We start from the raw sequence: 21,932 nt of genomic DNA, 5'->3' as shown, positions 1-21,932 counted from the left end.
GACGGCCGATGCCCTCCCCCCTCACCCACGACGACCCCCAGGAGATCGGCCCCTACCGGCCCGTCGCCCGCCTCGGCAGCGGCGGCATGGGCACCGTCTACCTGGCGCGCACCGCGGGCGGCCGTACCGTCGCGCTGAAGACGATGCACGCCCGCATCGCCTCCGACCCGGCCTTCCGCACCCGCTTCCGGCTGGAGACCGACGCGGCACGGGTCGTGGGAGAGCGGTACGGCGCCGGTGTCGTCGACGCGGACGCACGGGCCGAGACACCCTGGCTGGCCACGGAGTACGTGCTCGGGCCGCCGCTGGACGACGCCGTCGGGCTGTGCGGTCCGCTGCCCGAAACCACCGTTCGGGCGCTCGGTGCCGCCCTGTGCGGGGCGCTGGGCCAGCTGCACGCCTCCGACGTCGTCCATCGTGACCTCAAGCCGTCCAACATCCTCGTCACCGCCTACGGTCCGAAGGTCATCGACTTCGGCATCGCCCGCGCGGCCGGGGACGAGCACCTCACCCGCGTCGGGGCCGCGGTCGGCACGCCCGCCTTCATGTCGCCCGAGCAGGCCGGCGGACAGGAGCACTCGGCGGCCGGTGACGTGTTCGCGCTCGCCGGGCTGCTCGTCTTCGCGGCCACCGGGCACCCGCCCTTCGGCCATGGCCAGGCGGCCGACCTGCTCTACCGGGTGCAGTACACCGAGCCGGACCTGACCGGCGTCCCGGAGAGCCTGGTCCCCGTACTCGCGCAGTGCCTCGACAAGAACCCCTTCCGCCGGCCGACGACCGACCGGCTGGCCTCCCAGTTGCACGACGGAGCAGGGGAGTTCGCCGATCATCTGCCGGACACGCTGCTGGCCGACATCGCGCGGCGGGCGACCGAGGTCTGGCAGATCGTTCCCGATCGGCTGCCCGCTCCGGCCGACGTGCCGGACACCGCACCGACGGCGGCGCCCGCTCGCTGGTCGCGTCGGCGGTTGCTGCTCACCGGGACGGGCGCGACAGCGGCACTGACAGCCGCCGGTGCCGGGGCGTGGGCCCTGACCCGGCGGTCCGGAGCGCAGCCGCGGCCGGCCCCCGGACCGAGCAACAGCCTGCTGCCCAGGAAACAGCTGGACTCCCTCTGGCAGATCCAGATCCGCCCGGACGACCTCTTCGCGGACGTCATGCCCCAGGGGCAGCTCCATGTGGTGGACGACATGGTCGTGACCGTGGCGTCCGAACTGACGGGCGTGGTGGCGCGGACGGGCCACCGGCAGTGGTCCCAGCACCTGATGGACAGCGACTGGGAGGTCGCGTCCGACGGCGGGCGGCTGCTCGGTCTGGGCCCGTCGGACGATCGCGCGAACGGCAGGGCCGGCGGCGATCCGCTGCTCCTGGCCTCGATCAACCTCCGCACCGGAGAGCTGGCCGACCCCACGGTGTCCCTCGGCGACTTCAACGGGGAACTGGTGGCGGACCAGATGGTGTGCACGGCGAACGGTGTCGCCTACGTGGCGGCGGGCCGGGGAAAGTACGTCGACACCACCTTCTCGGCCGCCCAGACCTGGTACCTGTTCGCCTACGACATGGACGCCGGCAAGCTGCTGTGGACGAAGCCGCTGCCCGCCCGGCGCCCGGGCTCCGTCCGGCTCTACTTCCTGTCCGGCTCCGTCGTCGGACGTCACCTCGTGGCTCTCCAGGAAGCCGACGACGGCACCGTCCACGCCGTCGTGCGCGACATCCGTAACGGCACCGTCCGCTGGGACCGCCCCCTCGACGGCGTCAAGGCCGGCCGTGTGCAGCAGCCGCTGACCGCCGACGACCACCACCTTTATGCCGGCGCCGGCCGACTGCGCGCCCTGCGGCTCGGCGACGGAACAGTGGCCTGGGACACCAGGACCACCAGACCGGGGCGCACATACGGGCTGCCCGCGCTGAAGGACGGGACGCTGTACGCGGTGGAGAAGGGCCTCGGGCTCGTCGCGTTCGATCCGGTGAGCGGCCGCGTGAAGTGGGAGGAGAAGGGCGGCCAGGGCGCGGGGGCCGATCTGAACGCCGCGCCCGTGATCGGCACCGCGTACGGCTACAGCAGGCGCGGGTCCAGGCTGTGGGCCGTCGACCTCTCCACCGGTGCCCCGGCGCATTCCTACAAGACCACCGGCAACCGCTTCATCGCCCATGAGAAAGCCAAGGCGGTCATCGCGCAGGGCGGCGGCTTCCTGGCGGCCTTCCCCCTGCGGTGAGCCGTCCGGTGCGAAGAGAGAGCGATCAGCGATGAGACCCCTGGAGACCGGCGACCCGATCCGCCTCGGCCCGTACCGGCTGCTCGGAGTCCTGGGCGAGGGCGGCATGGGCAAGGTCTACGTCGGCCAGGACCACGCCGGTACGGTCGCCGCGGTGAAGGTCCTCCGCCCGGAACTGGCCCATGACACCCACCTCGCCCAGCGCTTCGTGCGTGAGGCCCTGGCGGCGCGGGCGGTCCGCAGCCCCGGCGTGGCGGCGGTGCTGGGCGCCCAGACCGAGGGCGGCCGGCCATGGATCGCCACCGAGTTCCTCGCCGGACCGACCCTCGACCAGATCGTGGACCGGCACGGCCCCCTCGACGACCCCAGGCTCCGTGCCCTGGCCGCGTCGGTCGCGCGCACCCTGCGGGACATCCATGCCGCCGGCTTCGTGCACCGCGACCTCAAGCCGCCGAACATCGTGCTCACCGCCACCGGCCCGAGGATCATCGACTTCGGCATCGCGCGCCCCGAACACGGCCTGACCCTCACCACCACCGGCCAGATCCCGGTCACCCCCGGGTACGGCGCCCCCGAGCAGGTCCTCGGCCGCCGTGTCACCCCCGCCGCCGACGTCTTCTCGCTCGGTGCCGTCCTGGTCTACGCGGCCACCGGGCACCGCGCGTTCCAGGGCGCGCACGTGGCGGCCGTCCAGTACGAGGTCGTCCACGGCGAGCCCGACTGGCAGGGCATCACCCCCGGGCAGCACGCGCTGATCGTGCCCTGCCTCGCCAAGGACGCGAACCTCCGGCCCGCTCCGGAACAGATCGCCACCGTCTTCGCCGGGCCGAAGAAGGCCGACGCGGTGTGGAAGCGCGGGCCCGTGGCGGACGCGGTCAAGGAGCGGGAGCGCGAGGTACGAGAGCTGTCCGCGCCGCTGCTGACGACGCAGACCGGGGCGGGCCCGTCCAGAAGGCGCCTGCTCACCGGGGTCGCGGCCGGCGGTGCCGTACTCGCGGCGGCCGGGACCGGGACCGGATGGTGGCTGCTTCGCGGCAGCGGGAGCGGCCGGCACCGCACCGAACTGTTCACCTACCCGCCCGCCGTGAAGACGCCGACGGCGCGCCTGCTCTCCGCCGACGACGGCGACTACATCATCGGGGGCTCACCCGAGCCCCTGTGGACGACGACCGGGGTGACGAGCGGTAGGGCACCCGGACCGTTGCCGATACGGGACGTCGTCATCGTCGGCAACCCCGTCACCGGTGTGGTGGCGCTCAACGCCGTCGACGGCAAGCGCCGCTGGAGCGCTCCGACGATGCAGATGACCTGCCGCTTCCTGTCCCTCTCCGACCGGCTGCTCGTGGCGGCCGACGACGCCGGCACGCTGCACACCTTCGTCCCGTCGACCGGAGAGCCCAAGTGGACGGCGAAGGCAGACGTCGAGATGCTGCTGACCTCGGACGCGGAAGCGGTCTACCTGCTGACCAAGGACCAGCGTCTGCGGGCCGTGGGCCGCGCCGACGCCAGGATCCGCTGGACCGTCCCCGTACCGGCGGACTTCCGCGGCAAGTTCCTCCCCAGATCCGTCGCCCACCGGGGAAGGCTGGTCGTCACCACGACCACCGGGCATGCCATGGCCGTCGACACCGGCACCGGTCGCACCGAGTGGACCGCCCGCGGCCTGGCCAAGGACCGGTATCTCTTCCCGGCGGTCCGGGACGGCGTCGTCTACCTCAACGGCAGGACGCTCTCCGCGCGCCGGATCTCGGACGGCGGGCAGCTGTGGTCACACACGAAGCGGCACTACTACGACAGCAGGAACTACGAGTGGTCACGGCCCTGCGTCTACGGCGACATGCTCTACTCGAGCGCCTGTGACGACTACGGCTACCCCTACGGCTTCGGCCTCCCGGAGGGAAAGAAGCGGTGGGACGGCGGACTGGCGGTGAACAGCAATGATCACCCCATCGTCCTGCAGGGCAACGGTGTCTGGCTGCTGGACGGCTCCACCGTGCGGGCCGTGAGCAAGGACGATCCGACGGAGGTGTGGTCGTACGATCTCCAGTCCGGCGCCGACGACACCGCCTTCGCGGCCCACGGCAACCGCGTCTTCGTGACCACCCCCACGTCCCTCCGAGCCCTCCCGGTCTTCTGACCGCCCCACACAGCCGACGGCATCGCGAAGTCCCCGGTGGAACCGGTGCCCGCCGCGCAACCGAGATGCCGAATCCGGCGGCCGAACGGCCGCCGGATTCAGAAAATGTGCGACTGATGCCACTGCTCTGGAGTCGCCTCAGTACTCCACATCCACCAACCCGGTCTGAACCAACGGCTTCCCCCGCTTGCGGGACACGAAGACGCCCCGGCCCGCGGGCATCGGACGCGGGCGGACTCCGCCGAGGACGTCGCCCTCGCCCGGGTCGCCGGCCATGACCAGGCCCTGGGCGCCGAGTTCCTTCATGCGCTGCATGAACGGCTCGTAGGACGCCCGCCCCGCGCCCGCCGAGGAGCGGGCGATGATGAAGCGGACACCGACGTCGCGGGCGAAGGGCAGCATCTCCACCAGTCCGCTGAGCGGGTTGCCGCTGGACGTGGAGACCAGGTCGTAGTCGTCGATGACGACGAACACCTGCGGGCCCCGCCACCAGCTCCGGTCCCGCAGCTGCTGCGCCGTGACGTCGGCGGTCGGCGTACGGCGCTGCATCAGGTCGGCCAGCGCCGCCATGTGGTGGTCCATCTGGCTCGACATCGGGATGTACTCCGCCAGATGGGACGCCGGCGTGATGTCCAGCAGCGAGCGGCGGTTGTCCACCACGAAGAACTTCGCCTCGTCGCCGCCGTACCGCAGCGACAGCTGCCTGATCAGCAGCCGCAGCAAGTTGGACTTGCCGGACTCGCTCTCGCCGAAGACGAGGAAGAACGGGTCCTGCTCGAAGTCGACGAAGACCGGCTCCAGGTTCTCCTCGTCCAGCGCGAAGGCGACGCCCCGATCCCGGAACCGGTCGCCCGGCGGCAGTTCGAGCGCCTCCAGCTGGCGCGGCAGCAGCCGCACCTTGGGGGCGCCCGGCGCCTGCCAGTGGCGCCCGACCTCGGTGGTGAGCGCGGCCGTGGCCTCGGCCAGGTCCGTGTCGGAGGTGAGACCGTCGATGCGCGGCACCGCCGCCATGAAGTGCAGCTTCTGCGGGGAGAGACCCCGGCCGGGGACACCCGCGGGGACGTTCACCGCCACCTTGCGGTCGATCTCCGAGTCCATCACGTCACCCAGCCGCAGCTCCAGGCGGTTCATCAGGTGGTCCTTGAGGTTCGACCGGACCTCCATCGAACGGGACGCCGTCAGCACGAGGTGGATGCCGTAGCCGAGACCGCGCGCGGCGATGTCCAGGACCGCCGGCTCCAGGCCCTCGTAGTCCGTACGGAAGTTGCCCCAGCCGTCGATGACGAGGAAGACGTCCCCCCACGGCTGGTCCGTGACCGAGATCTCGCCGCGGGCCCGCCGGGTGCGGAAGTCGGCGATCGAGGCGATGCCGGCCGTGCGGAAGTACTCCTCACGGCGGGTCAGGACGCCGTACACCTCGGAGACCGTACGGCGGACACGCTCGGGGTCCAGGCGCGAGGCGATGCCACCGACGTGCGGCAGGCCGTCCACCGCGGCCATACCGCCACCACCGAAGTCCAGCCCGTAGAACTGCACCTCGTGCGGGGTGTGCGTCAGCGCGAAGGAGCAGATCAGCGTGCGCAGAAGCGTGGACTTGCCGGACTGGGGACCGCCGAGGATCTGCATATGGCCCGCCGCGCCCGAGAAGTCGAGCATCAGACGGTCGCGGCGCTGCTCGTACGGCTTGTCGACCAGACCGGCCGGGACGATCAGGCGGCCCGCGCTTTCGTAGCCGGGCTGGGTCAGACCGCGGCCCTGCACCGCCACCAGGCCGGGCAGCAGCGCGTCCATCGACGGCGGACTCTCCAGCGGCGGCAGCCACACCTGGTGCGCCGCCGGGCCCTGCGCCTCCAGCCGGCGCACGATCACGTCGAGGACGGTGTCGGCCAGCGCCTCGTCCACCTCGGGCTCGGACTGCGTGCGCTGCTGCGGGATCGCGGTGTACTGCACCGGCACCTCGGTGGCCGTGAACAGCACCGGCCGCCGGTCCACCGGCAGCTGCCCGCCGGGCAGGGCCGCCCGCTGCGCCCCCGCGCGGTACACGCCGGAGACGTACGCCGCCTTGAACCGGACCATCTCGTCCGTGCCGAACTTCAGGAAGCCGGAACCGGGGACGTTCGGCAGTTCGTAGGCGTCGGGGACGCCGAGCGCGGCACGCGACTCGGCCGCGGAGAAGGTGCGCAGACCGATCCGGTACGACAGATACGTCTCCAGGCCGCGCAGCCGGCCCTCCTCCAGACGCTGCGAGGCGAGCAGCAGGTGCACGCCCAGCGACCGGCCGATACGGCCGATCTGCACGAACATCTCGATGAAGTCCGGCTTGGCGGTCAGCAGCTCGCTGAACTCGTCGATCACCAGGACGAGGGACGGGATCGGCTGCAGCGGGGCACCCGCCGCCCGCGCCTTCTCGTAGTCGTGGATGTTGGCGTAGTTGCCCGCGTCGCGCAGCATCTCCTGGCGGCGGTTGAGCTCGCCGCGGATCGAGTCGCCCATGCGGTCGACCAGGGTGAGGTCGTCGGCGAGGTTGGTGATGACGGCCGCCACGTGGGGCATCTGCGCCATGCCGGCGAAGGTCGCACCACCCTTGAAGTCCGCGAGGACGAAGTTCAGGGTCTCCGAGGAGTGGGTGACCGCGAGACCCAGCACCAGTGTGCGCAACAGCTCCGATTTGCCGGAACCGGTCGCGCCGACGCACAGGCCGTGCGGACCCATGCCCTCCTGCGCGGCCTCCTTCAGGTCCAGCATCACGGGCCGGCCGTCCTCGCCCAGACCGATCGGCACCCGCAGGCGTTCCGCGAGCGCACGCGGGCGCCAGGTCCGCTTGGTGTCGACGGACGCCGCGTCCCCGAGCCCCAGCAGGTCGGTGAACTCCAGGTTGGCGAGCAGCGGTTCGTCGTCGTCACCGCCGGACGCCATGCGCAGCGGCGCCAGCTGCCGGGCCAGCGCCTCGGCGGACTCGTAGGACAGGACGTCCGGGCTGCCCTCGTACACCTCGCCGTGCCCGGACTCCAGGCGCAGCAGGCCGGGCTGTACGACGATCGACAGGTCGCCGCCCGCCGTCGTGAGCTCGCCCGGCACCACCTCGACCACGGTGACGCCCTGGAGCCCCTCCGGGTTGGCGAGTATCGAGTCCGGCAGCAGGGACAGGTCGTCCAGCACCAGCACGATGTGCGGTTCGTCCAGCAGCGGCGCCGCGCCGGGGTGGAAGCGCGGGCGGCCGTTCAGCCGTGCGGCCAGCAGGTCCTCCAGCTCGCGCGGGTCGGAGCCGATCAGCCGGCGCGAACCGGCGCCGTCCACCGCACCGGGCGCCTGCACATGCGGCAGCCACTTCGCCCAGTCCCACTGCGGCAGCGCCTCACGGCCCGCGGCCACCGCGATGAGCAGGTCCTGCGGGGAGTGCAGCGACGCCAGCGAGCCGACCAGCGCGCGGGCCGAGGCGCGTACGGACTGCGCCTCACCGCTGACCGTGACGTGGTAGAAGGCGCGCAGCGACACCGCCATCGGCAGGTCGCCGACGGTGCCGTGGGCGGCAAGGAAACGCTGCATCGCGCCCGCGGTCAGCGGCTCCAGCTGCTCCACCGGACCCGTCTCGGGGGCGAGCAGCGGGGTCGCCAGCGGCTGCGGGCCGAGACCGATGCGGACGTGCGAGAAGTCCTCGTCGCCGGGCCGCCGCTCCCACACCCGGCTGCCCTCGGCGACGAGCGCCCAGAGCTGCTCGGGGGAGGGGTGCAGGTAGTACTGCGCGTCCCGCTGCGACTTCGCCGTGGAGACGGCGGACTTGCGCGTCTGCGACAGGTAACTGAGGTAGTCGCGGCGCATGTCGGCCAACTGGCCCTGGGAGCCCCGGCGGAAGCGCACCACCATCGCGATGGACATCGCCACCGTCGAGGCGATCATGATCATGCCCATGATCTTCATGAACGGCTGGCCGTTCGTGAAGAAGAAGACCACCGAGCCGCCCATGCCCAGGGTGGGCAGGAGCTGCATCAGCACGCTCTCCTGAGGCCCCCGCGGCAGTTCCGGCGGTGGCTGGACAGCGACCTCCTCCGTGGGCACTTCGGACGGCAGCGCCCTAGGGGGGCGCTTTACGACAATCTGGCTCACCGCTCACCAATTCCCTTGCCCGACCCAGGCTTTCCGCCCACCGCCCCGTGTCCGGCGAGCGCAGGCCGCCGCGTGATCCTACTGAGTTCATCCGGCACGGGTGAGCGGTAGGGTGCCGAATGTTCGCGTGAGCACACGCCGAGCAGGCTGGATGTACCGGGACAAACCTCTCAACGGAGAGGCGGGAAGACCCCGGAATCCCGCCGTGCGGCACCCGCGCCGCCGCGCACCGGTCAAACCGGCACGGGACCTTCACGACATAGACGCACCACCACCACTGAGGGGGAGCAGCAGGTGAGCATGACGGCCGCCGCCACCGGCGGACCCGGGACGGGAGCCCCTTCCGCGTCCGGCACCGGACTCGGCTTCTGCCGGGTCACCATCGTCGCGCCGGACAGCCGTATCGACGTGGCACTGCCCGACGACGTCCCCGTCGCCGACCTCTATCCGGAGATCCTCCGGCTGTCCCAGCAGAGCCCCGCGGCGGGCGCCCCGGTCGGCTACCACCTCGTCCGCACCGACGGCACCGTGCTGGACAGCGCCCGTTCCTTCGCCGCCCAGCGCATCCTCGACGGCGAACTCCTCACGCTGCGCCCGTTCGCGGAGTCCCTGCCGCCGGCCGTCTTCGACGACGTCGCGGAGGCCGTGGCCTCCTCCGTCACCAAGCAGCACAGGCTCTGGAGCGGCGACCTGACCCGGGCCGCGGGCCTCGTCGGCGGCGGAGTCCTGCCCGCGCTGCTCGCGTTCGTGGCCTGGACCGCCGACCCGCGCCACGACATGCACGGCCTGGCCGGCATCCTCGCCGCCGTCACCGGCATCCTCCTGGTCGTGCTCGCCGCGGTCCGCGCCCGCGTCTACGACGACCGCGGCTCCGCCGTCGCCCTCGGCCTCGGCGCGCTGCCCAACATCGGCGTCGCGGGCAGCGGACTGCTGCCGCTGAGCGACGGGGAGGGCATCGGCAGACTCCAGTTCCTGCTGGCGTGCGCCGCGGTCCTCGTCGCCGCCCTGATCCTCACTCTGTGCTCACCGCACGGCGACGGCCCCTTCGTCGCCTTCGTGTTCGCCTCGACGGTCGCCCTGATCGTCGTCTTCGTCGCGACCCTCACCGACTGGGCCCCCCGGGAGATGGCCGGCCTGTGCGCACCGGTCGCCGTCGGCGCACTCGCCTTCCTGCCCGGCATGTCCATGCGGTTCGCCCGGCTGCCGATCGGCTTCGAGAACCCCAGCAGCGGCACCCCCCGCTCCGCCTACGGCACCGAGACCGCCGCCCAGGAGCCGGTGGACACCGACCGCATCGAGGCGCAGGCGCGACGCGGCCACGAACTCCTCGTCGGCCTGGTCGGCGGCTGCGCACTGCTCGCGGTCGGCGCGTCGGCCGTGCTCGGCTTCTCCGACGACATCTGGGCCCAGCTGCTCGCGTGCGTCACCGGCATCGGCATGCTCATGCGCGCCGGCCTCTTCCGGTACACCGCCCAGGTCGCCGCCGTGCTCGCCGCCGGCCTCGCCTCCCTGGTCCTCCTCGGCCTCGGCCTCGCGCTGAACCCGCCGCCGCACATCATGCTGGCGGCGCTGGCCGGCGACCGTACCGACCTCGACATCCGCACCATCTGGCTGATCGCGGTCATCGCCCTGGCCACGGCCCTGGTGACGGCCCTCGGCCTGATCCTGCCGCGCGGCGGGCTGACCCCCTTCTGGGGGCGCTTTCTGGAGATCTGCGAGGGCTTCGTCCTGCTGACCCTGATCCCGCTCACCCTGGCCGTCTTCGACGTGTACGCGAAGGCTCGCGCCATGACCAGCTAGAAGCGGGACGGACAGGAACGGAAGAAGGGGCGGCACGCGCGCGTGCCGCCCCTTCTCGTGTGCACCGCTCACCGCGCGTCGAGATCCCGCGCGCCGCTCACTGCACGTCGAGGCCCCCGTTGTGGGCCATGGGCTTCAGATCGAACTCCCCGTCCCGGGCTCCCAGCACGAACGCCCGCCACTCCGCCTCCGTGTAGCGCAGCACGGTGTCCGGATCGAGGGAGGACCGCATCGCCACCGCCCCGCCGGGCAGGTAGGCGATCTCCACCCGCTCCTCGTGCTCCTCCGTGCCCGGCGCGCAGTGCCACTCGGCACCCGAGATGTCGAGCGCGTACAGTTCGTCCCGCTCCCGCTCCTTGCGCGCCTTGATCTCCGCTTCCGTCTCCGCCATCGTGCAGCGACCCCTTCCCGAGGTAGGTACGGTCCCGGCGCTCACCCTAGTGGCGGGCACGGTCCCCTCAGGGCGGTTCGCCGACCGGGCGCAAGGTACCCGCCATCGCCTGGTACCCTCAGTGACGGCCGTTTGTGTACGCACCCCCGGAACCGTTCGGTGTTCCGGTGGCAGCGCCCAGCGGATCCCGCCTCCGAGTAACGGAAGCTCCCCCGAGACGAAGACCGGGGGCGCTCGGTGGCCATCACAGACTATGAGGAGTACGCGTGTCGCTCGACGCCGCTACGAAGAAGCAGATCATCGCCGAGTTCGGCCAGAAGGAGGGCGACACCGGCTCCCCCGAGGTCCAGGTCGCCATGCTCTCGCGCCGGATCTCGGACCTGACCGAGCACCTCAAGACCCACAAGCACGACCACCACTCCCGCCGTGGTCTGCTGATCCTGGTCGGTCAGCGCCGCCGTCTGCTGCAGTACCTCGCCAAGAAGGACATCCAGCGCTTCCGTGCGCTGGTCGACCGCCTCGGCATCCGCCGCGGTGCGGCGGGCGCCAAGTAGGACGCCGTGAGGGGAGCGGTTCCCGGGAGGACTCGGGACCGCTCCCTTTGCCGTATGCGGGGCTCCGCCGCGCACCCGGCACCCTCCGCCGTCCAGGCGGAAACATGCGGAGTGTCACTCACGCTTTGTAGTGTGGTAGCACAACGCAATACGGACGACACAGCACGACAAGAAAAGGAGACGCGCACCACGCCGCCGCCGGTCCTCGGTAGTGGCCCCCGGGGGGAAGCGAACCCCGGGTGCTTCGATCGAAGACCGGCCCGCACCGCACGGAGCGCCTCTCCACCACCGTCCCCCTGCCACACGGGCAGCCGAGGGACGAAAGACGACAAGTAACGGAGAAAACGCTAGTGGAGAACGAGACCCACTACGCCGAGGCCGTCATCGACAACGGCCCGTTCGGCACCCGCACCATCCGCTTCGAGACGGGCCGCCTGGCCAAGCAGGCCGCCGGCTCCGCCGTGGCGTACCTGGACGACGACACCATGGTGCTGTCGGCCACCACCGCCTCCAAGAACCCCAAGGACCAGCTCGACTTCTTCCCCCTCACGGTGGACGTCGAGGAGCGGATGTACGCCGCCGGCAAGATCCCCGGCAGCTTCTTCCGCCGTGAGGGCCGGCCGTCCGAGGACGCGATCCTCACCTGCCGCCTGATCGACCGCCCGCTGCGCCCGTCCTTCAAGAAGGGCCTGCGCAACGAGATCCAGGTCGTCGCCACGATCATGGCCCTCAACCCCGACCACCTGTACGACGTCGTGGCGATCAACGCCGCGTCCGCGTCCACGCAGCTGGCCGGCCTGCCCTTCTCCGGCCCGATCGGCGGCGTCCGCGTCGCGCTGATCCGTGGCCAGTGGGTCGCGTTCCCGACGCACACCGAGCTCGAGGACGCCGTCTTCGACATGGTCGTCGCCGGCCGCGTCCTGGAGGACGGCGACGTCGCGATCATGATGGTCGAGGCCGAGGCCACCGAGGGGACCATCAAGCTGGTCGAGGGCGGCGCCGAGGCGCCGACCGAGGAGGTCGTCGCCGCCGGTCTGGAAGCCGCGAAGCCCTTCATCAAGGTGCTCTGCCGGGCCCAGGCCGACCTCGCCGCCAAGGCCGCGAAGCCGACCGGCGAGTTCCCGATCTTCCTGGACTACCAGGACGACGTCCTGGAGGCGCTCACCGCCGCCGTCCGCCCGGAGCTCGCCTCCGCGCTGACCATCGCCGGCAAGCAGGAGCGCGAGGCCGAGCTGGACCGCGTCAAGGGTCTCGCCGCCGAGAAGCTCCTGCCGGAGTTCGAGGGCCGCGAGAAGGAGATCTCCGCCGCGTACCGCTCGCTCACCAAGCAGCTGGTCCGTGAGCGCGTGATCAAGGAGAAGAAGCGCATCGACGGCCGCGGTGTCACCGACATCCGCACCCTGGCCGCCGAGGTCGAGGCCATCCCGCGGGTCCACGGTTCCGCCGTGTTCGAGCGTGGCGAGACCCAGATCCTGGGCGTCACCACCCTGAACATGCTCCGCATGGAGCAGCAGCTGGACACCCTCTCCCCGGTGACCCGCAAGCGCTACATGCACAACTACAACTTCCCGCCGTACTCCACCGGTGAGACCGGCCGCGTCGGCTCCCCGAAGCGCCGCGAGATCGGCCACGGCGCCCTCGCCGAGCGCGCCCTCGTGCCGGTCCTGCCGACGCGCGAGGAGTTCCCCTACGCGATCCGCCAGGTCTCCGAGGCGCTGAGCTCCAACGGCTCGACGTCCATGGGCTCGGTCTGCGCCTCCACCATGTCGCTGCTGAACGCCGGTGTGCCGCTGAAGGCCCCCGTCGCCGGTATCGCCATGGGCCTGATCTCCCAGGAGATCGAGGGCGAGACGCACTACGTCACCCTCACCGACATCCTCGGTGCGGAGGACGCCTTCGGCGACATGGACTTCAAGGTCGCCGGCACCAAGGAGTTCGTGACCGCCCTCCAGCTCGACACCAAGCTGGACGGCATCCCGGCCTCCGTCCTGGCCGCGGCCCTCAAGCAGGCCCGCGACGCCCGCCTCCACATCCTCGACGTGATGATGGAAGCGATCGACACGCCGGACGAGATGTCCCCGAACGCCCCGCGGATCATCACCGTCAAGATCCCGGTGGACAAGATCGGTGAGGTCATCGGCCCCAAGGGCAAGATGATCAACCAGATCCAGGAGGACACCGGCGCCGAGATCACGATCGAGGACGACGGCACCATCTACATCGGTGCCGCCGACGGCCCGGCCGCCGAGGCCGCCCGCGCCACGATCAACGGCATCGCCAACCCGACGATGCCCGAGGTCGGCGAGCGGTACCTGGGTACGGTCGTCAAGACGACCACCTTCGGTGCGTTCGTCTCCCTGCTGCCCGGCAAGGACGGTCTGCTGCACATCTCGCAGATCCGCAAGCTGGCCGGCGGCAAGCGCGTGGAGAACGTCGAGGACGTCCTCGGTGTGGGCCAGAAGGTCCAGGTCGAGATCGCCGAGATCGACTCCCGCGGCAAGCTCTCCCTGGTCCCCGTGGTCGAGGGCGAGGAAGGCAACGACGAGACCAAGGACGACGCCGAGCAGTGACGTCCCGTAGCTCGCAGGTGACGGCCCGCCCCTCCTCGGAGGCGCGGGCCGTTGCCCGTACCCAAACCCTCATCAAGGGCCGGAACGGCATCGGCACGGTCCGTAAGACCACCCTCCCGGGCGGTCTGCGCATCGTCACCGAGACCCTGCCCTCGGTCCGCTCCGCGACCTTCGGCATCTGGGCGCACGTCGGCTCCCGCGACGAGACCCCCGCCCTGAACGGCGCCACGCACTACCTGGAGCACCTGCTCTTCAAGGGCACGGCGCAGCGCAGCGCGCTGGACATCTCCGCCGCCCTCGACGCCGTCGGCGGCGAGATGAACGCGTTCACGGCCAAGGAGTACACGTGCTACTACGCGCGCGTGCTCGACACCGACCTGCCGCTCGCCATCGACGTCGTCTGCGACATGCTGACCGGCTCACTGATCCTGGAGGAGGACGTCGACGTCGAGCGCGGCGCGATCCTCGAAGAGATCGCCATGACCGAGGACGACCCGGGCGACTGTGTGCACGACCTGTTCGCGCACACCATGTTCGGCGACAACGCCCTCGGCCGCCCGGTCCTCGGCACGGTCGACACCGTCAACGCCCTCACCGCCGACCGCATCCGCCGCTTCTACAAGAAGCACTACGACCCGACCCATCTGGTGGTCGCCTGCGCCGGCAACATCGACCACAACAAGGTCGTACGCCAGGTCCGCGCCGCCTTCGAGAAGGCGGGCGCCTTCCGGACCCCGGACGCCCGGCCCATCGCCCCGCGCGACGGCAGCCGTACGATCCGCACCTCCGGCAAGGTCGAGTTGCTCGGCCGCAAGACCGAGCAGGCGCACGTCGTCCTCGGCATGCCCGGCCTCGCCCGCACCGACGACCGCCGCTGGGCGATGGGTGTGCTCAACACCGCCCTGGGCGGCGGCATGTCCTCCCGCCTCTTCCAGGAGGTCCGGGAGAAGCGCGGCCTCGCCTACAGCGTGTACTCGTACACCTCCGGCTTCGCCGACTGCGGCCTCTTCGGCGTCTACGCCGGCTGCCGGCCCAGCCAGGTGCACGACGTGCTGCGGATCTGCCGCGAAGAACTCGACCAGGTCGCGCGGAACGGCCTCTCCGACGACGAGATCGCCCGCGCCGTCGGCCAGCTCCGGGGCTCCACGGTCCTCGGCCTGGAGGACACCGGCGCGCTGATGAACCGTATCGGCAAGAGCGAGCTGTGCTGGGGCGAGCAGATGTCCGTGGACGACATGCTGGCGGAGATAGCCGCAGTGACTCCGGACGACGTCCGCTCGGTCGCCCGCGACATCCTGGGACAGCGTCCGTCGCTGTCGGTCATCGGCCCGCTCAAGGACAAGCAGGCCGCCCGGCTGCACGACGCGGTCGCCTGAAACCCCACCGGTTAGGAAGCAGGAACATGAGCAAGCTGCGCGTGGCGGTCCTCGGTGCCAAGGGCCGGATCGGCTCCGAGGCGGTCAGGGCGGTCGAGGCCGCCGAGGACATGGAACTGGTCGCCGCCCTCGGCCGGGGCGACAAGCTGGAGACCCTGGCGGAGACCGGCGCCGAGGTCGCCGTCGAGCTGACCACCCCCGCCTCGGTCATGGGCAACCTCGACTTCTGCGTGCGCCACGGCATCCACGCCGTCGTCGGTACGACGGGCTGGACCGAGGAGCGCCTCGCGCAGCTCAAGGGCTGGCTCGCCCAGTCCCCGGAGACCGGCGTGCTCATCGCGCCGAACTTCTCCATCGGGGCCGTGCTGACGATGAAGTTCGCGCAGATCGCCGCGCCGTACTTCGAGTCGGTCGAGGTGGTCGAGCTGCACCACCCGAACAAGGTGGACGCCCCCTCGGGCACCGCCACGCGCACGGCCCAGCTCATCGCCGATGCCCGCAGGGCCGCAGGCATGCCCCAGGCGCCGGACGCCACCGTCACGGCCCTGGACGGCGCGCGGGGCGCGAACGTCGACGGCGTCCCGGTGCACGCGGTCCGCCTGCGGGGCCTGCTGGCCCACCAGGAGGTCCTGCTCGGCGGCGAGGGCGAGACCCTCACCGTCCGGCACGACTCGCTGCACCACAGCAGCTTCATGCCGGGCATCCTGCTCGGCGCACGCCGTGTCGTGACGACTCCAGGCCTGACCTTCGGCCTGGAGCACTTCCTGGACCTGAGCTGAGACAGACCCTCCCATGCGCGCGAAGATCACTTACCTCGTCACGGCCGCCGTCCTCGTCTTCTACTTCGTCCTGGTCGGCAGCCGCGGCGTCATGCTCATCCAGTCCGGCACGCTCATCACCGTCACCTTCGGCGTGGCGGTGCTGATCCTGCCGTTCATCGGCCTGTGGTTCCTCTGGCAGAACACCCAGTTCGTCCGCAAGGCCAACCAGCTCGCCGCCGAACTCGACGCCGCGGGTGAACTGCCGGTCGACGAGCTGAAGCGCCTGCCCAGCGGCCGGATCGACCGGGAATCGGCCGACGAGGTCTTCGCCAGGCGCAAGGCCGAGACGGAGGCGACCCCCGACGACTGGCGCTGCTGGTTCCGGCTCGCCGTCGCTTACCACGACGCCCGTGACACCCCACGCGCCCGCAAGGCGATGCAGCGCGCCATCGCCCTGCACGACGGGCGGCCCGTCCCGGCGTGACCCCACCGGGCGGCACACAGCGGCCGCCCCGGAGCCGTACCCACGTCCCCGCCCGGACACCGGCGAAATCGAAGTCACCGGTCTGCGCACGCCGGCCGCGCGCCGGCGAATCCGGAGTCACCGGTCTGCGCACGCCGGCCGCGCGCCGGCGAATCCGGAGTCACCGGTCTGCGCACGCCGGCCGCGCGCCGGCGAAACCGGAGGCACTGGTCTGCGCACGCCGGCCGCGCGCCGGCGAAACCGGAGGCACTGGTCTCCGCATGGCGGTCCGGCGCCGGCGAATCCGGAGGCACCGGTCTCCGCGTGGCGGTCCGGCGCCGGCGAACCGGAGGCACCGGTCTCAGCGCGGCGCTCCCGCGCCGGCGAAACCGAAGGGGCCCGGCCCGCGTCATCGCGGGCCGGGCCCCTTCGGCCGGCCGTGGGATCAGCCGCGCCGGTTCTCCGCGGCCCACGCCTCCACCACGTCCGCCGCCCGGTCGAAGGCCACCGGCCGGCCCAGGAAGTCCAGGCTGTGCGTGGTCAGCAGTGGCGGGGTGTCCTCGGCGGAGCGGTCCTTGCGGACGAGCGCCAGGGCCTGGCCCTGCACCGTCCGCGGCAGCCCCAGCCAGCGCACCGGCTGCTGCACCGTCCGCACCGAGACCACCCGCGCCCACGGCATCGTGCGCGTCATCAGGAAGCCGGTCCGGCGCAGCCCCCGCCTGCTCACCCACACTCCCATGCGCAGCAGCCGCAGCGAGCTCGCCACGATCGCCAGGCCCACGACGAGGACCACCCCGCCGGACGAGGCCGACCCCGTCAGCGCGATGAGCACCGCGGCGAACAGGACGAACGAGGCGAGCAGCAGCCCCAGCGCGGCCACACCCACCCGCCAGGGCCCGGGCCGGTAGGGACGCCGCCAGTGGTCCGGGTCGGCGTAGGGCAGCGCGCTCTCGGCTGCCGTCTCGAAGCTGCGGTCGGCCGTCAGAAAGGGCAGGGGCACGGCTGGTCCTCACTCGGTCCTCGCATGGGCTGTGCCCGGTGAGGCTATCCGGCCGTGTTGACGCTCACCAGCCTTGAGCGTCCGGAAGGGTCAGTGCTCCCGTTCAGTGCCCCTGGGACGCCTGGGACTGCTGAGCCGGCGTACCGGACGGCGTGGAGAGCGCCGGAGTGCCGATGATCAGGGCACCGACGAGCCCGGCGGCCAGGGTGAGACCCAGCAGCCAGCGCCCGGCCATCTCGCCGAGGGAGGCCCGCCGACGGGGCGGGGGAGTGACATTGCTGCGGAACCTTTGCGCCTCGGCCAGGAAGGCGAAGGGTACGGGCTCGCGCCGACGGAACATGACGGCTGCAGCTCCTTTCGGGGGTGGGAGATCGAATGTGTACGCCTCACCGGTACAGACGACCGGCTGACACAAAAGGTGCCCTTGTCCCGAAAAATTCGTCGCTGAGTTTTTCGGGCCGACGTGCCGAGGTACCGGCCGGGGCCCCGGCGGGTGCCCCGTAAGGTGGTCGCCAACCACAGCAGTGACGGAAGGACCCCGACCCCCGTGACCACCCCCGAGTCGCTCACGTTCCGCAGCGACGTCACCGTCGAGCTGGTGAAGTCCAGCGCTTCGGACGCCGACGTGCTCTTCGCCGCCCGTGTGTCCACCGCCGGCGAGCAGTCCCTGGACGAGCTGAAGAAGGACCCCGAGCGCTCCAAGGGCCTGATCAACTTCCTGATGCGCGACCGGCACGGCAGCCCGTTCGAGCACAACTCGATGACCTTCTTCATCAGCGCCCCGATCTTCGTCTTCCGCGAGTTCATGCGGCACCGGGCCGGCTGGTCGTACAACGAGGAGTCCGGCCGCTACCGCGAGCTCGAATCCGTCTTCTACGTCCCCGACGCCTCCCGCAAGCTGGTGCAGGAGGGCCGCCCGGGCAAGTACGTCTTCGTCGAGGGCACGCCGGCCCAGCAGGAGGCCGTGAGCAGCACCCTCCGGGAGTCCTACGAGCAGGCGTACGCGGCCTACCAGAAGATGCTGGCCGAGGGCATCGCCCGCGAGGTCGCCCGCGCCGCCCTCCCCGTGGGCCTCTACTCCTCGATGTACGCCACCTGCAACGCGCGCTCGCTGATGCACTTCCTCGGCCTGCGCACCCAGCACGAGCTGGCCAAGGTGCCGTCCTTCCCGCAGCGGGAGATCGAGATGGTGGGCGAGAAGATGGAGGCGGAGTGGGCGAAGCTCATGCCGCTGACGTACGCCGCCTTCAATGCGAACGGGCGTGTGGCCCCATAACGAAGCCTTGTTCCCCTGCCGGGAACGGATGTATGGATCAGCCTGGCGAAGTGTCCGTATTGCGGCATTTAGAGAAGTTCATCTAGCCTGATCAAACGGACCCGGCACTGCTTGAACCCCCGAGCAGGCAGTGCCGGGCTCCTTCTTTGTCCTGACTTTCCCGACACCCCACGGGCACACCTCGCATCGAGCACCGAGTAGCGTGTTACCCATGGCTCCGACCTCGACTCCGCAGACCCCCTTCGGGCGGGTCCTCACCGCCATGGTCACGCCCTTCACGGCGGACGGCGCACTCGACCTCGACGGCGCGCAGCGGCTCGCCGCCCACCTGGTGGACGCAGGCAACGACGGCCTGATCATCAACGGCACCACCGGCGAGTCCCCCACCACCAGCGACGCGGAGAAATCGGACCTCGTACGAGCCGTCCTGGAGGCCGTCGGCGACCGTGCCCACGTCGTCGCCGGCGTCGGAACCAACGACACCCACCACAGCGTCGAGCTGGCCCGCGAGGCCGAGCGCGTCGGCGCCCACGGCCTCCTGGTCGTCACGCCGTACTACAACAAGCCCCCCCAGGAGGGCCTGTACCGGCACTTCACGACCGTCGCCGACACCACGGGCCTGCCGGTCATGCTCTACGACATCCCCGGCCGCAGCGGCGTCCCGATCAGCACCGAGACCCTCGTCCGGCTCGCCGAGCACCCCCGGATCGTCGCCAACAAGGACGCCAAGGGCGACCTCGGCCGCGCCAGCTGGGCCATCGCCCAGTCCGGCCTCGCCTGGTACTCCGGCGACGACATGCTCAACCTGCCGCTGCTCTCCGTGGGCGCGGTCGGCTTCGTCTCGGTCGTCGGCCACCTGGTCACCCCCGACCTGCGCGCCCTCGTCGACGCGTACGTCTCCGGTGACGTCGTCAAGGCCACCGAGATCCACCAGAAGCTGCTCCCGGTCTACACCGGCATGTTCCGCACCCAGGGCGTCATGACCACCAAGGCCGCCCTCGCCCTGCAGGGCCTGCCCGCCGGACCGCTGCGTTCGCCCATGGTCGAGTGCTCTCCCGAGGAGATCGCCCAGCTCAAGATCGATCTTGCTGCCGGCGGGGTACAGCTCTGACAACAGACTTGGCATCACACGGGCTTCACAACTGAATCGACAACAGCAGACGCGGGCCACCGGTGCCCGCACCCCACAACGACAACTGCTTCTGCACGAACGTCACGCGCGCCACGTGCCCGACCGGTACGTGGCGCGCGTGGTTGAGGAGAGTCTTTTGAGTCATCCGCACCCTGAACTCGGCCCGCCGCCGCCGCTCCCCGAGGGCGGCCTGCGGATCACCCCGCTCGGCGGTCTCGGCGAGATCGGCCGAAACATGACGGTCTTCGAGTACGGCGGCCGTCTGCTGATCGTCGACTGCGGAGTGCTCTTCCCCGAGGAGGAGCAGCCCGGAATCGACCTGATCCTGCCGGACTTCTCGTCCATCCGGGACCGTCTCGACGACATCGAGGGCATCGTCCTCACCCATGGCCACGAGGACCACATCGGCGGCGTCCCCTTCCTGCTCCGCGAGAAGCCGGACATCCCGCTGATCGGCTCCAAGCTCACGCTGGCCCTGATCGAGGCCAAGCTCCAGGAGCACCGGATCCGTCCGTACACCCTGGAGGTGGCGGAGGGGAACCGCGAGCGCGTCGGCCCCTTCGACTGCGAGTTCATCGCCGTCAACCACTCCATCCCGGACGCGCTGGCCGTCGCCATCCGCACCCCCGCCGGCATGGTGGTGCACACCGGCGACTTCAAGATGGACCAGCTCCCGCTGGACAACCGCCTCACCGACCTGCACGCGTTCGCCCGGCTCAGCGAGGAGGGCATCGACCTCCTGCTCTCCGACTCGACGAACGCCGAGGTGCCGGGCTTCGTCCCGCCCGAGCGGGACATCTCCAACGTGCTGCGGCAGGTCTTCGCCGGCGCCCGCAAGCGGATCATCGTGGCGAGCTTCGCCAGCCACGTCCACCGCATCCAGCAGATCCTGGACGCCGCCCACGAGTACGGCCGCCGGGTCGCCTTCGTCGGCCGCTCCATGGTCCGCAACATGGGCATCGCCAGGGACCTCGGTTACCTGAAGGTTCCGCCGGGCCTGGTCGTCGACGTCAAGACGCTGGACGACCTGCCCGACCACGAGGTCGTCCTGGTCTGCACCGGCTCCCAGGGCGAGCCGATGGCGGCCCTGTCCCGCATGGCCAACCGGGACCACCAGATCCGCATCGTCGACGGTGACACGGTCATCCTGGCGTCCTCGCTGATCCCCGGGAACGAGAACGCGGTCTACCGCGTCATCAACGGCCTCACCCGCTGGGGCGCCAACGTCGTCCACAAGGGCAACGCCAAGGTGCACGTTTCCGGCCACGCGTCCGCGGGCGAGCTGCTGTACTTCTACAACATCTGCCGCCCGAAGAACCTGATGCCGGTCCACGGCGAATGGCGCCACCTGCGCGCCAACGCCGAGCTGGGTGCGCTCACGGGCGTGCCCCACGACCGGATCGTCATCGCCGAGGACGGTGTGGTGGTCGACCTGGTCGAGGGCAAGGCCAAGATCTCCGGCAAGGTCCAGGCCGGTTATGTCTACGTCGACGGCCTCTCGGTCGGCGACGTCGGCGAGCCGGCGCTGAAGGACCGCAAGATCCTCGGTGACGAGGGCATCATCTCGGTCTTCGTGGTCGTGGACGCCTCCACTGGCAAGATCACCGGCGGGCCGCACGTCCAGGCCCGCGGTTCCGGTATCGAGGACTCGGCGTTCGCAGCCGTACTCCCGAAGATCACGGAGGTCCTGGAGCGGTCCGCCCAGGACGGCGTCGTGGAGCCGCACCAGCTCCAGCAGCTCGTCCGCCGGACCCTCGGCAAGTGGGTCTCGGACACGTATCGCCGCAGGCCGATGATCCTGCCGGTGGTCGTGGAGGTCTGACGCCCCGTCGGCACGGGCCAGGAGCGGGGCGCCTCGATTTGCATCGGGGCGCCCCGCTCCAGTACGTTTACGGCTCTGCCCGACCGGGAACCCCAGCACTTCACGCGCTGGACACAGTTGCCCGGGGCGGGGCGGGAAAACCGACTCAGAACTTCTGATAAAGTCGGAACCGCCGGAAAGGAAAACGCGAAAGCGGAGACCTGGAAAGCACCGAGGAAATCGGATCGAGAAAAGATCTGATAGAGTCGGAAACACCGAAGGGAAGCCCGGAGGAAAGCCCGAGAGGGTGAGTACAAAGGAAGCGACCGTTCCTTGAGAACTCAACAGCGT

Annotated in this window: 15 protein-coding genes; 11 read left to right on the top strand and 4 right to left on the bottom strand. The window is 70.8% G+C overall.

Annotated features, from left to right (window positions below):
- The first annotated feature begins 8 nt into the window (after positions 1-8).
- Both FHS34_RS27425 and FHS34_RS27420 read left to right on the top strand, forming a co-directional pair.
- The gene (locus tag FHS34_RS27425; protein WP_184970179.1) at positions 9-2,216 is read left to right on the top strand and encodes a serine/threonine-protein kinase; all 2,208 of its coding nucleotides are present in this window, start codon (positions 9-11) and stop codon (positions 2,214-2,216) included.
- A gap of 31 nt (positions 2,217-2,247) precedes the next feature.
- Positions 2,248-4,353: a serine/threonine-protein kinase gene (locus tag FHS34_RS27420; RefSeq protein ID WP_184970177.1), complete on the top strand. Its 2,106-nt coding sequence runs from the start codon at positions 2,248-2,250 to the stop codon at positions 4,351-4,353.
- 138 nt (positions 4,354-4,491) lie between these two features.
- On the opposite strand, the gene eccCa is transcribed toward FHS34_RS27420, so the two are convergent.
- Positions 4,492-8,457: a type VII secretion protein EccCa gene (gene eccCa, locus FHS34_RS27415; RefSeq protein WP_184970175.1), complete on the bottom strand. Its 3,966-nt coding sequence runs from the start codon at positions 8,455-8,457 to the stop codon at positions 4,492-4,494.
- A gap of 300 nt (positions 8,458-8,757) precedes the next feature.
- Here eccCa and eccD point away from each other — a divergent pair, with 300 nt between their 5' ends.
- A complete protein-coding gene (gene eccD / locus FHS34_RS27410; RefSeq protein ID WP_184970684.1) occupies positions 8,758-10,257 on the top strand; it encodes a type VII secretion integral membrane protein EccD in 1,500 nt (499 codons plus the stop codon).
- A gap of 97 nt (positions 10,258-10,354) precedes the next feature.
- On the opposite strand, the gene FHS34_RS27405 is transcribed toward eccD, so the two are convergent.
- The gene (locus tag FHS34_RS27405; RefSeq protein WP_184970173.1) at positions 10,355-10,648 is read right to left on the bottom strand and encodes a DUF397 domain-containing protein; all 294 of its coding nucleotides are present in this window, start codon (positions 10,646-10,648) and stop codon (positions 10,355-10,357) included.
- Between the two features lie 266 nt (positions 10,649-10,914).
- On the opposite strand from FHS34_RS27405, the gene rpsO reads away from it, so the two are divergent.
- The 5 genes from rpsO (at position 10,915) to FHS34_RS27380 (ending at position 16,393) form a co-directional block, all read left to right on the top strand.
- The gene (rpsO, locus tag FHS34_RS27400) at positions 10,915-11,202 is read left to right on the top strand and encodes a 30S ribosomal protein S15 (protein WP_055632174.1); all 288 of its coding nucleotides are present in this window, start codon (positions 10,915-10,917) and stop codon (positions 11,200-11,202) included.
- 350 nt (positions 11,203-11,552) lie between these two features.
- A complete protein-coding gene (locus FHS34_RS27395) occupies positions 11,553-13,772 on the top strand; it encodes a polyribonucleotide nucleotidyltransferase (RefSeq protein WP_184970171.1) in 2,220 nt (739 codons plus the stop codon).
- A complete protein-coding gene (locus FHS34_RS27390) occupies positions 13,769-15,148 on the top strand; it encodes a M16 family metallopeptidase (protein WP_184970169.1) in 1,380 nt (459 codons plus the stop codon). Before FHS34_RS27395 ends, FHS34_RS27390 begins: the two co-directional genes overlap by 4 nt.
- A gap of 26 nt (positions 15,149-15,174) precedes the next feature.
- Positions 15,175-15,927 carry a 4-hydroxy-tetrahydrodipicolinate reductase gene (gene dapB, locus FHS34_RS27385; RefSeq protein ID WP_184970167.1) on the top strand — a complete coding sequence of 251 codons (753 nt, stop codon included), beginning with the start codon at positions 15,175-15,177 and terminating at the stop codon, positions 15,925-15,927.
- Positions 15,928-15,940: 13 nt separating this feature from the next.
- Entirely contained in the window at positions 15,941-16,393 is a 453-nt protein-coding gene (locus FHS34_RS27380; protein ID WP_184970165.1) for a tetratricopeptide repeat protein, read from the top strand.
- Positions 16,394-16,817: 424 nt separating this feature from the next.
- Here FHS34_RS27380 and FHS34_RS27375 read toward each other — a convergent pair whose 3' ends face one another.
- A complete protein-coding gene (locus tag FHS34_RS27375; RefSeq protein ID WP_184970163.1) occupies positions 16,818-17,372 on the bottom strand; it encodes an SCO5741 family PH domain-containing membrane protein in 555 nt (184 codons plus the stop codon).
- 103 nt (positions 17,373-17,475) lie between these two features.
- Positions 17,476-17,712, bottom strand: a complete 237-nt coding sequence (locus FHS34_RS27370) for a hypothetical protein (protein WP_184970161.1) — start codon at positions 17,710-17,712, stop codon at positions 17,476-17,478.
- Positions 17,713-17,919: 207 nt separating this feature from the next.
- Here FHS34_RS27370 and thyX point away from each other — a divergent pair, with 207 nt between their 5' ends.
- From thyX to FHS34_RS27355, 3 genes are all read left to right on the top strand, one after another.
- Complete coding sequence (gene thyX / locus FHS34_RS27365) at positions 17,920-18,648, top strand: FAD-dependent thymidylate synthase (RefSeq protein ID WP_184970159.1); 729 nt, start codon at positions 17,920-17,922, stop codon at positions 18,646-18,648.
- A 211-nt stretch (positions 18,649-18,859) separates the two neighbouring features.
- Complete coding sequence (gene dapA, locus FHS34_RS27360; protein ID WP_184970157.1) at positions 18,860-19,759, top strand: 4-hydroxy-tetrahydrodipicolinate synthase; 900 nt, start codon at positions 18,860-18,862, stop codon at positions 19,757-19,759.
- A 157-nt stretch (positions 19,760-19,916) separates the two neighbouring features.
- Positions 19,917-21,602, top strand: coding sequence for a ribonuclease J (locus FHS34_RS27355; protein ID WP_184970155.1), 1,686 nt, complete (start codon positions 19,917-19,919; stop codon positions 21,600-21,602).
- The last annotated feature ends 330 nt before the right edge of the window (positions 21,603-21,932 follow it).

Source organism: Streptomyces echinatus (genome assembly GCF_014203595.1).
GTDB lineage: Bacteria > Actinomycetota > Actinomycetes > Streptomycetales > Streptomycetaceae > Streptomyces > Streptomyces echinatus.
This window is presented reverse-complemented; position numbering and strand designations above follow the sequence as displayed.